Source organism: Lysobacter sp. (genome assembly GCF_035655815.1).
Lineage (GTDB): Bacteria > Pseudomonadota > Gammaproteobacteria > Xanthomonadales > Xanthomonadaceae > Lysobacter_J.
Window position 1 is genome coordinate 21467 of record NZ_DASRTS010000037.1, and the last position, 12659, is coordinate 34125.

11 protein-coding genes are annotated in these 12659 nt (G+C 67.5%); 7 read left to right on the forward strand and 4 right to left on the reverse strand.

The window, feature by feature from the left end:
* Nucleotides 1–21 precede the first annotated feature (21 nt).
* Entirely contained in the window at nt 22–1548 is a 1527-nt protein-coding gene (locus VFE83_RS10235; protein ID WP_324905733.1) for an alpha/beta fold hydrolase, read from the reverse strand.
* 125 nt (nt 1549–1673) lie between these two features.
* Between VFE83_RS10235 and VFE83_RS10240 the strand changes: the two genes are divergently transcribed.
* Both VFE83_RS10240 and VFE83_RS10245 read left to right on the forward strand, forming a co-directional pair.
* Complete coding sequence (locus tag VFE83_RS10240; protein WP_324905735.1) at nt 1674–2969, forward strand: M20 family metallopeptidase; 1296 nt, start codon at nt 1674–1676, stop codon at nt 2967–2969.
* Nucleotides 2970–3200: 231 nt separating this feature from the next.
* Nucleotides 3201–4532 carry a M20 family metallopeptidase gene (locus VFE83_RS10245; protein ID WP_324905737.1) on the forward strand — a complete coding sequence of 444 codons (1332 nt, stop codon included), beginning with the start codon at nt 3201–3203 and terminating at the stop codon, nt 4530–4532.
* A gap of 520 nt (nt 4533–5052) precedes the next feature.
* On the opposite strand, the gene VFE83_RS10250 is transcribed toward VFE83_RS10245, so the two are convergent.
* A complete protein-coding gene (locus VFE83_RS10250) occupies nt 5053–5691 on the reverse strand; it encodes a glutathione S-transferase family protein (RefSeq protein WP_324905739.1) in 639 nt (212 codons plus the stop codon).
* A gap of 118 nt (nt 5692–5809) precedes the next feature.
* On the opposite strand from VFE83_RS10250, the gene queF reads away from it, so the two are divergent.
* From queF to VFE83_RS10265, 3 genes are all read left to right on the forward strand, one after another.
* Nucleotides 5810–6634: an NADPH-dependent 7-cyano-7-deazaguanine reductase QueF gene (queF, locus tag VFE83_RS10255; protein WP_324905741.1), complete on the forward strand. Its 825-nt coding sequence runs from the start codon at nt 5810–5812 to the stop codon at nt 6632–6634.
* A 97-nt stretch (nt 6635–6731) separates the two neighbouring features.
* Nucleotides 6732–7049: a LysM peptidoglycan-binding domain-containing protein gene (locus tag VFE83_RS10260; RefSeq protein WP_324905743.1), complete on the forward strand. Its 318-nt coding sequence runs from the start codon at nt 6732–6734 to the stop codon at nt 7047–7049.
* Nucleotides 7050–7095: 46 nt separating this feature from the next.
* Nucleotides 7096–7596, forward strand: coding sequence for a hypothetical protein (locus VFE83_RS10265; protein WP_324905745.1), 501 nt, complete (start codon nt 7096–7098; stop codon nt 7594–7596).
* A gap of 104 nt (nt 7597–7700) precedes the next feature.
* Here VFE83_RS10265 and VFE83_RS10270 read toward each other — a convergent pair whose 3' ends face one another.
* Entirely contained in the window at nt 7701–8120 is a 420-nt protein-coding gene (locus tag VFE83_RS10270; RefSeq protein ID WP_324905747.1) for a YchJ family protein, read from the reverse strand.
* 69 nt (nt 8121–8189) lie between these two features.
* Here VFE83_RS10270 and VFE83_RS10275 point away from each other — a divergent pair, with 69 nt between their 5' ends.
* A complete protein-coding gene (locus tag VFE83_RS10275) occupies nt 8190–8894 on the forward strand; it encodes a UPF0149 family protein (RefSeq protein WP_324905749.1) in 705 nt (234 codons plus the stop codon).
* An 825-nt stretch (nt 8895–9719) separates the two neighbouring features.
* Entirely contained in the window at nt 9720–11945 is a 2226-nt protein-coding gene (locus VFE83_RS10280; protein ID WP_324905751.1) for an NADP-dependent isocitrate dehydrogenase, read from the forward strand.
* A gap of 394 nt (nt 11946–12339) precedes the next feature.
* Here the strand turns inward: VFE83_RS10280 and VFE83_RS10285 are convergent, their stop codons facing one another.
* Nucleotides 12340–12651 carry a hypothetical protein gene (locus VFE83_RS10285; protein WP_324905753.1) on the reverse strand — a complete coding sequence of 104 codons (312 nt, stop codon included), beginning with the start codon at nt 12649–12651 and terminating at the stop codon, nt 12340–12342.
* Nucleotides 12652–12659: the final 8 nt, after the last annotated feature.

Sequence of the window (12659 nt, forward strand, 5' to 3'; positions counted from 1 at the left end):
AGATGACGACAGGTGCGTGGCTCATGGTTCCCATCCGTTGAAGCTGGTGAACGGCGGCACATAGTCGATGGTGTCCAGGCACGTTGCGTCCAGCGACTTCGCGTCGCGCGATTCGATGAACTGGCCGACCAGCTTGGGCAGGCAGCCCAGCCCGCCGACGTTGTGCCCCTGCCCGCGCAGCACCAAGTGGCGGCCGTTCGGCAGGCCATTCAGCACTCGCTCGCCGTAGTCGGGCGGCGTGACTGGATCGAGTTCACCCGACAGCAGCAGCGCCGGCACGTCCGAACGCAGCGGCGTGGCGAATTCCTTCGGGCGTGCGCCGTGCGGCCATGCCGGACATGCGGCGAAGAACGCCGCGGCCATGTCGGGTCCGAGCACCGTGCCCGCATCGCGCGGATCGGCGACGTAACGGTCGGCATCCTCGGCGCAGATCACCGACCACTGCATGCCGCGGTTCATCTGCCCACCGACCTCGCGCGTCATCATCTGCGCCAGCGCCATCAGTGGCTCGTAATGCCCGCGGTCGGCTTCGTCGATCACTACCGGCAGCAGCGACGCCATCTGTGGCATGTACGAGAACAGGTGCGTCAGGCCGACCACCGTGTCGGCGGTGAGCGTGTCGCGCTTGCGCTGCGCGGTGGACGGATCGCGGTAATCGACCTGCACCGGCGCGTCGGCCAGTCGCACCTTCACCGCCATCAGCTGCGTGCGCAGGTCCTGCGGAAAACGCGCGGCGCAGCTGGGCTGGCCCTTGCACTGGGCCACCTGCAGTTCGAGCGCGCGCTCGAACGTGCGGGCGAACTCGCCGCCCACCACCAGTTCGTTGGGCGCAACGCCGTCGAGCACCAGCGTGCGCGTGTGCTGCGGGAAACGCGCGGCGTACTGCTGCGCCACGCGCGTGCCGTACGACACGCCGACCAGGTTGATCTGCTGCACGCCCAGCGCCGCGCGCACGGCGTCCAGGTCGGCGATGGCCTGGCTGGTGGTGTAGAAGCGCGGATCGGCCTTGCCCTGCAGGTTGCGCGCGCAGGTCGCGGCATAGTCGGCGATGGCCGAAGCATCGGCTTCCTCCGACGTGGGCAGTTCCAGCGGCTGGCCGTTGGCGTCGCGGCAGACCAGCGGGCTGAGCTTGCCGGTGCCGCGCTGGTCGATCAGCACGATGTCGCGCTGCTTGCGCACGTCGCGCAGCGCGAGGTCGATCTGCGACGCGTACTCGGTCGCGGCCTGACCGGGGCCACCGGCTAGGAAGAACACCGGATCGGTGATGTCGCCGCTGCGATCCTTGGCCGGCAGCCACGCGATGTTGAGCGGGATGCGCCGAGCCTTCGGCTGCGACGGGTCCTCGGCGACCTCGAACTTCGCGCATTGAGCGTCGATGCCGGTCGGCGCCATCGGGCTGGACAGCGTGCACGGTTCGAAGGCGATCTCGCCGAACCGGCGCTGCGCCGTTTCCTGCGTGGGCGCCTTCGCGGCGTCTCCCGGCGCGTTGCAGCCAGTGAGCCAGCAGATCGCCGCCAATGCGGCGATCCATCCATGGGTGTTGCGCATTGATTCCCCTCGAATCCGGTGCCGAACGACCCAAGCATGACAGAGGCGCCCGTGCCGGCGCGACCTCGTGGCACGCACCGGTTTGCCGTTAGCATCGGACATCCCACGTATCCCGATGCAGCCTCATGCGCACGCCGATCATCGCCTCCGCCTTGTTGTCCGCTTTGCTCGCCACGCCCGCCTTCGCGCAGCAGCCCGATGTCGCCTCGGGCGCGAAGGCCGTGCAGGCGCAGGTGGTCGCGTGGCGCCGCGACATTCACCAGCATCCGGAGTTGGGCAACCACGAAGTCCGCACGGCGAAGCTCGTCGCCGACCAGCTGCGCAGGATCGGCCTGCAGCCGCGCACCGGCATCGCGCATACCGGCGTGGTCGCGGTGCTCAAGGGCGGAAAGCCGGGCCCGCGCATCGCATTGCGCGCCGACATGGATGCGTTGCCCGTCACCGAGCAGACCGGCCTGCCGTTCGCCTCCAAAGTGAAGACCACCTACCGCGGCCAGGACGTCGGCGTGATGCACGCCTGCGGGCACGATGCGCATGTGGCCATCCTGCTGGGCGTGGCTACTGCGCTGGCAGCGCAGAAGGAGAACCTGCCGGGCGAGGTGATGTTCGTGTTCCAGCCGTCCGAGGAAGGCCCTCCGAATCCCGGCGAGAACTTCGGCGCCAAGCTCATGCTGGACGAGGGCGTGTTCCGCGACTTCAAGCCCGATGCGGTGTTCGGCCTGCACGTGTGGGCGGGGCTGCCGGTCGGCACGATCGGCGTGCGCAGTGGCCCGATGCTCGCCGCCGCCGACGAGTGGAGCCTGACGGTTCGCGGACAGCAGACGCACGGCTCGCGTCCGTGGGACGGCGTGGACCCGATCACCGTGGCCGCGCAGATCCTGCTGGGCACGCAGAGCATGATCGCGCGGCAGGTCAACATCGCTGCCACACCGGCCGTGCTCACGGCCGGACAGTTCAACGCCGGCGTGCGCTTCAACATCATTCCGGACGAGGCGCGCATGGTCGGTACGCTGCGTACCTTCGACGCGAAGCAGCGCGAGGACATCATCGCGCGCTTCCGCCGCACCGCGGAGGACTTCGCCCATGCCAGCGGCGCAAGCGCGAAACTCGAAGTGGCCGCCAACGCGCCGGCCACCGTCAACGACCCCGAACTGACCACACGCGTGCGGCCGTCGCTGCAGCGCGCCGTGGGCGAGGCGAACGTCGTCGAGATGCCGCTGGTGACGGTCGCCGAGGACTTCGCGCAGTTCTCCAACACGGTGCCGGGCGTGTACTTCTTCGTCGGCTCCACCGCGCCGGGCATCGATCCGGCCAAGGCACCGATCAACCACTCGCCGCACTTCATGCTCGACGAACAGGCGCTGGACGTCGGCGTGCGCGCGATGCTGCAGGTGGCGGTGGATTACCTCGGTGCGCCGTAGCACGTAGCCCGGGTAAGCGAAGCGCACCCGGGTCGCAGTGCACCCGGCGTAGTCAGGTCGCTGCACGCTCGCTCCTACGCGGGGTGTTCTTCCGTAGAAGCGAGCTTGCTCGCGACCGGCCATCCATCCGCCGTGAAGAGCACTTCCGCGCACCGCGCGATGAGCCGAGCGGCCCGGTTCCGCCAAACCCGCTTGAGCTAGCATCGGTGCTCCACTTACCGGAGTCCGCCGATGCGTCTGTTGCCCGCGCTGCTTGGCAGCGCCATGCTCGCCACGCCGCTGTTCGCCCACGCGCAGGACGTCGCGTCGCCTGAGAGGCCCGAGGTGGCCGCCGCCGCCAGGGCGGTGCAGCAGAAGGTCGTCGCCTGGCGTCGCGACTTCCACCAGAACCCGGAACTGTCCAACCGTGAGCAGCGCACTGCGGCGAAGGTCGCCGAGCACCTGCGCGCGCTGGGGCTGAAGCCGAAGACCGGCATCGCGCACCACGGCGTGGTGGCGATCATCGAAGGCGGCAAGCCCGGGCCGAGGGTCGCGTTGCGCGCGGACATGGACGCGCTGCCCGTCACCGAGCAGACCGGACTGCCGTATGCGTCCAAGGCCACTGCGACCTTCCGCGGCGAGACCGTCGGCGTCATGCATGCCTGCGGCCACGACGCGCACACCGGCATCCTGCTCGGCATCGCCGACGCGCTGGTGAAGATGAAGGCCGACCTGCCCGGCTCGGTGATGCTGGTGTTCCAGCCGTCCGAGGAAGGCGCGCCCGACGGCGAGGAGGGTGGCGCGTCGCTGATGATCGAGGAAGGCCTGTTCAAGGATTTCAAGCCGGACGCGATGTTCGGCCTGCACGTGTTCTCGACGTTGCAGGCGGGACAGATCGGCGTGCGCCAGGGACCGCTGATGGCCGCGTCCGACAAGTTCACGATCAAGGTGAAGGGCCGCCAGACGCACGGTTCGCGCCCGTGGGGCGGCATCGATCCCATCGTCGCCGCGGCCGACCTGGTCGGCACCGCGCAGACCATCGTCAGCCGCCGCACCGACATCGCGAAGCTGCCGGCGGTGGTCAGCTTCGGCGCGATCAAGGGCGGCATCCGCTACAACATCATTCCGGACGAGGTGGAGCTGGTCGGCACCATCCGCACCTTCGACGAAGGCATGCGCCAGCGCATCTTCGCCGACCTGAAGAACGTGGCCGAGCACGTCAGCGCCGCCAACGGTGCGAGCGTCGAGGCGAGCGTGCCGGACAACGACGGCAATCCGGTGACGGTGAACGATCCCGCGCTGACCGCGCGCATGATTCCGAGCCTGCAAGCCGTGGCCGGCAAGGCCAACGTGATCGAACCGCCGCTGCAGATGGGCGCGGAGGACTTCTCGTTCTACGCGAAGGAGGTGCCGTCGATGTTCTTCTTCGTCGGCGCGACCGCCAAGGGCATCGACCCGGTCACCGCCCCCAGCAACCACTCGCCGAAGTTCACGCTCGACGAATCCTCGCTGGACCTGGGCTTACGCGCCTTGCTGCAGGTCACGCTGGACTACCTGCACGGAGTGCCGCAGGCGCAGGGGTAAGTGGCGCGGTGCGCTGGGCGTGGAGATGACGGGTGGAGAACGTCAGTGATGGGCCCCGCGCTCGCGCTGTCGCTCCGCTAGACCGTCATTTCCGCGCAGGCGGGAATCCATCTGGACGCGGATGTCCCGCCTTCCGCAGAGCGTGATACACAGACGCATGGATCCCCGCCTTCGCGGGGATGACGAGCAAAAGACACATGCGCCGGCGGGAATATGCCTTGGCCCCCGGCACTGACACTGGTACCAGCTCTTGCAGTTGCAGCCCGCCACCGCCGTCGCCATCTTGTCCTTCTGCCGTCATTCCCGCGTAGGCGGGAATCCATCTGGACGCGATCCTTCGCCTTCCGGAGAGCGTGATGCGCAGATCCATGGATCCCCGCCTTCGCGGGGATGACGAGCAAAAAGGCCTCCCGCGAATCGGCGGCAGCGGCGCAGCACGACATATGCGTCGTTGCAATGCACGAAGTTCTGTCCTGGACATGGAAGTCAGTACCGCGAAGTCAGCACAGCTCCCTTGGATCTACAACTCATTCACCGACTGCGGATCGATCGAATAGTCGAAGCGCTCGGCCAGGTGGCGGTCCTGCGCGCGCACGCGTTCGAACCACGCACGCAAGTGCGGGTATGGCGACAGATCGAAGCCGGCTTCGTCGGCGACGCCCGCGTAGGCGTACAGCGACAGGTCCGCGATGGTGTAGCGGTCGGCGGCGATCCAGTCGCGCGTGGCGAACTGCGCATCGAGGATCGATAGCGCGTTGAGCCCGGCCTTGCGCTTGATCGCCACCAGCGCTTCGGGGCGACGCGTGAGCTTGCCGGTGAGCGTCCAGTGGCGCAGCGCACCGATCTGGCTCTCCACGCGTTCCTGCTCGAACGACAGCCACTGCATCACGCGTGCACGGCCGTAGGCGTCGGCCGGCAGGTAGGCGGTGTCGTCCGCCAGATACATCAGGATCGCGTTCGACTCGGCCAGCGTGCGGCCGTCCTCCAGTTCGAGCGCCGGGACGGTGCCGGTGGGACTGATCGCGCGGAACGCATCGCTGCGTCCTTCGCCGTCGAAGATGCGGACCATGCGCGTCTCGAACGGACGCTGCAGATGGTGCAGCAGCTGGCGCACCTTCCAGGCGTTCTGTGAGGGCAAGTAGTCGTAGAGGATGAGCATGGCGGCGTTCCGTGGAGTGGCATCGCCAGTGTCCGGCGGGCAGGTCCGGCCCGATATCCGAACCTTGCGACGCCCGCTCCGCTCAGGTAAGCGGCGCGCGCGGCGCTAAAATGCCCGCATGAACACCCATGACCTCCCGCTTGGCCGCCACGTCGACTACCCGCGCGAGTACGACGCGAGCCTGCTGTTCCCCATCGCCCGCACGCTTGGTCGCGGCGAGATCGGCATCGACGGCGACGCACTGCCATTCGAAGGCGTGGATCGCTGGCACGCGTATGAGCTGAGCTGGCTGGATGCGCGCGGCAAGCCACGCGTGGGCACCGCGACGATCACGGTGCCGGCCACGTCGCCGAACCTGGTCGAATCCAAGTCGCTCAAGCTGTATCTCAACTCGTTCAACGGCACGCGATTCGCGTCCGACGACGAGGTGCGCGCGCGCATGGTGCATGACCTCTCGCACGCGGCTGGCGCGCCGGTGGACGTAGCCTTCGGCCTGCCGCCGATCGACGAGGGCGCGCCGGAGAACGCGGTGATGGACTGCATCGACGGGCTCGATGTCGCCATCGACGAATATGGCCCGCCCAACGCGGCGCATCTGCAGGCGGACGCCTCTCACGTGGTCGAGGAAACGCTCACCAGTTCGCTGCTCAAGTCCAACTGCCCGGTGACCGGCCAGCCGGACTGGGCGCGCATTGTCATCTCGTATCACGGCCCGCGCATCGATCGCGCCGGACTGCTGCGTTACCTCGTTTCATTCCGCGACCACGCGGAGTTCCACGAGCAGTGCGTGGAGCGCGTGTTCGTCGACGTGCTCTCGCGCACGGGCGCGCGCCAGCTCTCCGTCGAAGCGCGTTACACGCGTCGCGGCGGGCTGGACATCAATCCCTGGCGCGGTACGCCGGGACACCCGCGTCCGGCTGCGGGACGCGACGAACGGCAGTAAAACCGTCGTGTGTGGCGGCCTGTTTCCACGGCCGCCATATTTCCTTAACAGCGGGCGTGTCATGGTGCCTCCGCCTCACCGGAGGAGCCGCGACCCCATGACCACCCCGGACAAGAAAGCCGATTTCTCGGACGTTCGAAGCAACGTCGAGAGCACCGAGCAGATCTCGAAGAAGGCCGATTTCAGCGACGTCCAGTCGACGATCAGTTCGACCGAGCAGATCAACTCCGCCACCGCAGGCGAAGCGCAGACCTACACCGTGCAGAAGGGCGACACGCTCTCGCACATCGCCAAGCATTTCTACGGAAAGGCCAGTCGGTGGAGCGCGATCTTCGACGCCAACCGGGACCAGCTCGACGATCCCGACCGCATCCAGCCCGGCCAGGTCCTGCGCATTCCGCCCGCGGGCGATTGAGCGCCGACGCTTTCCGTTCCATTCGTTTGCAGTCAGGAGACTCCAGATGATCCGCAATCGCCTGCATCTCGCCGTTGCCGCCGCACTGGTCGCCTCCCTGGCGCTGGTCGGCTGCAAGAAGAAGGAAGAAGCCGCCGTGGTGTCGCCGCCGGCGACCGAACCCGCGGCACCGGCCGCCCCGGCGCCCGCTCCGGCACCGGCCGCTGCCAGTGCGACGGTCACGTCGGTCGACCTGGGCACGCAGGTCGGCGCGGACAAGAAGGTCACCGCGGCCACCAGCACCTTCAAGCCCACCGACACCATCCATGCTTCTGTCGCCACGTCCACGTCCGATCCGATGGCGAGCGTGCCGGCCAGGCTGGGCGCCAAGTGGACGTTCCAGGATGGCCAGACGGTGAAGGAAGACAGTGCCGATGCCACGCTCACCGGCACCGGCAACACGACCTTCAGCATCAACAGCCCGAACGGCTTCCCGACCGGCCGTTACAAGGTGGAGATTTCCCTCAACGGCGCCGTGGTCCAGACCCGCGAGTTCGAAGTGAAGTGATCCCCTCTCTCCCCCACCGTGTGGTGGGCAAGCATGGGCGCGGCTCTCCCCCGCGCCCTTTTTTTGCGCGGCGATTCCGCGGCGGGCTAATGCGCTGCGTGGCGTCACTGGCGTGCGGGGAAGGTCCCGTTGACGTAGTACCAGCGGCCGTCGATGCGCTCGAAGCGGCTGACCTCGTGCAGCCGCACGGCCGGCGCGCCACCGGTCCGGTACCGCGCGACGAACTCCACCGTCGCGTGGTCCGCGTCGATGGGCACGTGCTGCTTCACCTCCAGCCCCAGCCAGCGTGTGGCGGCGGCATCGTCTAGGTCCAGGTCGGCCGGACGGGTGTCCGGATGCCACGAAGCGCTCACGTACGCGGCATCGCCCAGCGCGTAGGCGCTGTAGCGCGAGCGCATCAGCGCCTCGGCATCGGGCGCCGGCGCACCGGCGTGCAGCGGGCCGCAGCAGGTGGCGTACGGACGGCCGCGACCGCAGGGACAGGGTGCGCCGGGCGCGGGAGGCGCCGTGTTAGGTGTCGACATGGGCGGATTCTCGGCGAGAGAACGCCCGGGCGACTACCATGTCGCGTTTCGCAGGCCGAGTTCCCCCCGATGAAAGCCCCCGCCTACCTCGACGACGATCAGATCGAACGCCTGGCCGAACTGCTGGAGCAGCGCGCCGTCCCGTTCAAGGGTTTCAACCTGGAGGCACTGGACGGCTACCTGTCGGCACTGGCGGTAGGCCCGGAGGTGATCGCGTTCGAGCAGTGGCAGGGCGCCGTGTGGGGCACGCCGCCGCGCTGGAAGGACGACGAGGAGCGCGCGCAGGTCGAGGCGCTGCTGCAGGGCCACTGGAACATGGTCAGCCAGCGCGTACGCCACGGCGACGACGACCTGCCGGACCACCTGGCGCCGCTGCTGTGGCTGCCCGAAGAGCCGGAACAGGAGCAGGACGACGAACTCGACGTCGGCCGCGACTGGGCCTTCGGTTTCTTCCGCGGCGTCGAGCTCAGCGAGATCGCCTGGGACAAGTGGCTCGACGAGCACGAGTGGGTCGACGAGATCTTCCTGCGACTGGATCGCCTGGCCAGTGGCGAGGTCATCGGCGAGAACCCGGACGAGCCCGGCGAGCCGGTGAGCTATCGCGAGCGACTAGAAGTCATCGCCTCGCTGCCGGGCATGCTGGCCGACCTGCACCATCTGCGCATCGAAGCGCTGACCCCGCGCGAACCGATCCGCCGCGAAGCCACGCCCGACCGCAACGAGCCCTGCCCCTGCGGTAGCGGCAAGAAGTACAAGAAGTGCTGCGGAGCGTAAGCGCATAAGAGCCAATCCCCCTTCATTCCCCTTTTTCAAAGGGGGAGATGAAAAGCGCAGGCGTGTCGCGTGTTGCGGTAGCCGGGTGACGGCAGCGATGCCTGCTCCCCTCCCCTGATGGGGAGGGGTTGGGGGAGAGGAGAAGGACCGGCACGCTCGCAGCGTCGCGAAGCGCAAAGCACAAGCAAATCCCCCTTTGATCCCCCTTTTCCAAAGGGGGAGATGAAAGCACGGCGCTTCGTGCGTTGCGGTTTCGGGCGATGTCCCGCTGGTTGCTCCCCTCCCCTGATGGGGAGGGTTGGGGGGAGAGGAGAGAAGGGCCGGCACGCTCGCAGCGCGGCGTAGCGCAAAGAGCAGAAGCGAATCCCCCTTTGATCCCCCTTTTTCAAAGGGGGAGATGAAAGCACGGCGCTTCGTGCGTTGCGGTTTCGGGCGATGTCCCGATGTTTGCTCCCCTCTCCTGATGGGGAGGGGTTGGGGGAGAGGAGAGAAAGCGCCGGCACGCTTGCAGCGTCGCGAAGCGCAAAGCACAAGCGAATCCCCCTTGATCCCCCTTTTCCAAAGGGGGAGATGAAAAGCGCGGTAAGAGACGGACAACCAGGCATCGCCGCTGCAACCGTACGTCCTGGTGCGGTCCGCCGACCCGCCCGACGAACCGCACCGTTGCGCCGCCGCCCTTTGCCACCCCTGCCGAAACCGCGACAATGCGAGGGTTGCGCGCCTCACGGCGCGCGTCGAAGACGCTGCGGTCGCCTCTGATGCGGGCACGCAGCGTCGGCCCCTGTGGCCTTCCGCCCACGCCTCACGCAAGCGAGCCCCACCGACATGCCCAATACGCCCAAGATCATCTACACGCTGACGGACGAAGCGCCGTTCCTGGCCACGCAGTCGCTGCTGCCGATCATCGAGGCGTACACCGCCACCGCGGGCATCGCCGTGGAAACGCGCGACATCTCGCTCGCGGGCCGCATCCTGTCGCAGTTCCCCGACGTGTTGAAAGACGACCAGAAGGTCGCCGATCACCTGAGCGAGCTCGGCCAGCTGGCGACCACGCCGGAAGCCAACATCATCAAGCTGCCCAACATCAGCGCCTCGGTACCGCAGCTCAAGGCCGCCATCGCCGAACTGCAGCAGCAGGGCTACGCGCTGCCGGACTATCCGGAAGAACCCAAGGGCGAGCAGGAAAGCGAGATCAAGGCGCGCTACGACCGCGTCAAGGGCAGCGCGGTGAATCCGGTGCTGCGCGAAGGCAACTCCGACCGCCGCGCGCCGCTGTCGGTGAAGAACTACGCGCGCAAGCATCCGCATCGCATGGGTGCATGGAGCGCCGATTCGAAGTCGCACGTCGCACACATGGACAGCGGCGACTTCTACGGCAGCGAGCAGTCGAAGGTGATCGACAAGGCCGGTACGGTCTCGATCGAACTGACCGGCAGCGACGGCCGCCGCAACATGCTCAAGACCAATATCAAGGTGCAGGCCGGCGAGGTCATCGATGCCTCGGTGATGAACGCCAATGCGCTGTCGCGTTTCGTCGATGCGCAGATCGACGACGCGCTGTCGCGCGGCGTGCTGTTCTCGCTGCACCTGAAGGCGACGATGATGAAGGTCAGCGACCCCATCATGTTCGGCATCGTGGTCAGGCGCTTCTACCGCGACACGCTGGCCAAGCACGCCGACGTGCTGGACAAGGCTGGCTTCGACGCCAACAACGGCATCGGCGACCTGTACGCGCGCCTGCCTTCGCTGCCGCCGGAAACCGTTGCCGCCATCGAGGCCGACATCGTCGCCGAATACACGCGCCGTCCGGCCCTTGCCATGGTGAACTCCGACAAGGGCATCACCAACCTGCACGTGCCCAGCGACGTGATCGTCGATGCGTCGATGCCGGCGATGATCCGCGACTCCGGCCGCATGTGGAACGCCGGCGGCAAGCTGCAGGACACCAAGGCGGTGATCCCCGACCGCTGCTATGCGGGCATCTACCAGGCCGTGATCGACGACTGCCGCGCCAACGGCGCGTTCGATCCGGCGACGATGGGCAGCGTGCCCAACGTCGGCCTGATGGCGCAGAAGGCCGAGGAATACGGCAGCCACGACAAGACCTTCCAGATCCCCGCCGACGGCGTGGTGCGCGTGCTTGACGACGCCGGCAACGTGCTGATGGAGCACAAGGTCGAGGCGGGCGACATCTGGCGCATGTGCCAGACCAAGGATGCACCGATCCAGGACTGGGTGAAGCTGGCCGTGAACCGCGCGCGCCTGAGCAACACGCCGGCCGTGTTCTGGCTGGATCCGCAGCGTGCGCACGACGCCAACGTCATCGCCAAGGTCGAGCGCTACCTCAAGGACCACGACACCAGCGGGCTGGACATCCGCATCCTGCCGCCGGTGGAGGCGATGAAGCACTCGCTGGCGCGCATCCGCCAGGGCCAGGACACCATCTCGGTCACCGGCAACGTGCTGCGCGACTACCTCACCGACCTGTTCCCGATCATGGAGCTGGGCACCAGCGCGAAGATGCTGTCCATCGTGCCGCTGATGGCCGGCGGTGGCCTGTTCGAAACCGGCGCGGGCGGTTCGGCGCCGAAGCACGTGCAGCAGTTCGTCGAGGAGGACTACCTGCGCTGGGATTCGCTGGGTGAATTCCTGGCGCTGGCGGCGTCGCTGGAACACCTGGCCGATACGACCGGAAACGCGCGTGCGAAGGTGCTGGCGGACACGCTGGACCAGGCGAACGCGAAGTTCCTCGACACCGACAAGTCGCCCTCGCGCAAGGTCGGTGGCATCGACAACCGCGGCAGCCATTTCTACCTGGCGATGTACTGGGCGCGCGCACTGGCCGACCAGAAGGCCGACGCCGAGCTGGCCGCGCGCTTCGCCAAGCTGGCCGACACGCTGGAAGCCAACGAGCAGAAGATCGTCGAGGAGCAGATCGCGGTGCAGGGCAAGCCGGTCGAGATCGGCGGCTACTACCACCCCGACATGGCGCTGCTGGCCAAGGCCATGCGCCCGAGCCAGACGCTCAACGCGGCCATCGCGGCGCTGTAGGCGCGACGCCCGGATCGCTCGCCGCGCAACGGCGGCGAGGACATCAAAAAAGCCGCAGCGATGCGGCTTTTTTCGTTGCCTGCACCGCGGGGAAGCGCCGGCGCTGGCGCTTTCTTCTCTCCGGAAGCCACTTCAAACGGCGGCGTCGACGCTTTTTTCGCCACGCACGCTGCGCTTTCCATTGCTCGGGAATCAAAAATGCGCCGCCGCGGGGGCTTTTTCCGCCGCGCGAGGCGCCGGGAGCGTCGTGGCGAGCGCTTTTCTCGCCAACGGAAGGGCCTTGCCGGCCACCGGTAGCGCTTTTCGCCGATCGAACCATGTTCGGGTGGCCCCTCAGAGTACAGGCACGATGACCTCGCGCTCTCTTGACGACAGCCGACGCCGCGCAAGACCCTCAGGTCCGGTCGAGACCGTACAGCGCGTTCAGGTCGAGCAGCCGGTGCCCGACGACCGTGCGTCCCACCGCGTCCAGCACGACGACCATGAACACGTTCCGATCCTCGCTGTTGAACAGCACGTGCTGGAAACGTCCCTGCGCCTCCTCATAGACCCAGGTCACGTCGCCCTGACACGCGTGGCCTGCGAAGTCCTCGCTGGGGATCGTGTCTAGGTAGTCGATGAAGTCGAAAGGCGGTTCAGCGTCGGGCGGAATCTGGCGCATCGACCCGATGCACGTCGCCTCGTACTGCGCCTGCGTCAGCTGCACCTTGCCCT

Coding starts and splice junctions, on each gene's coding strand:
- VFE83_RS10275 (WP_324905749.1), top strand. CDS start 8,190: ATGAAAGCCCCCGCCTACCTCGACGACGATCAGATCGAACGCCTGGCC.
- VFE83_RS10235 (WP_324905733.1), bottom strand. CDS start 1,548: ATGCGCAACACCCATGGATGGATCGCCGCATTGGCGGCGATCTGCTGG.
- queF (WP_324905741.1), top strand. CDS start 5,810: ATGAACACCCATGACCTCCCGCTTGGCCGCCACGTCGACTACCCGCGC.
- VFE83_RS10260 (WP_324905743.1), top strand. CDS start 6,732: ATGACCACCCCGGACAAGAAAGCCGATTTCTCGGACGTTCGAAGCAAC.
- VFE83_RS10265 (WP_324905745.1), top strand. CDS start 7,096: ATGATCCGCAATCGCCTGCATCTCGCCGTTGCCGCCGCACTGGTCGCC.
- VFE83_RS10240 (WP_324905735.1), top strand. CDS start 1,674: ATGCGCACGCCGATCATCGCCTCCGCCTTGTTGTCCGCTTTGCTCGCC.
- VFE83_RS10245 (WP_324905737.1), top strand. CDS start 3,201: ATGCGTCTGTTGCCCGCGCTGCTTGGCAGCGCCATGCTCGCCACGCCG.
- VFE83_RS10250 (WP_324905739.1), bottom strand. CDS start 5,691: ATGCTCATCCTCTACGACTACTTGCCCTCACAGAACGCCTGGAAGGTG.
- VFE83_RS10270 (WP_324905747.1), bottom strand. CDS start 8,120: ATGTCGACACCTAACACGGCGCCTCCCGCGCCCGGCGCACCCTGTCCC.
- VFE83_RS10280 (WP_324905751.1), top strand. CDS start 9,720: ATGCCCAATACGCCCAAGATCATCTACACGCTGACGGACGAAGCGCCG.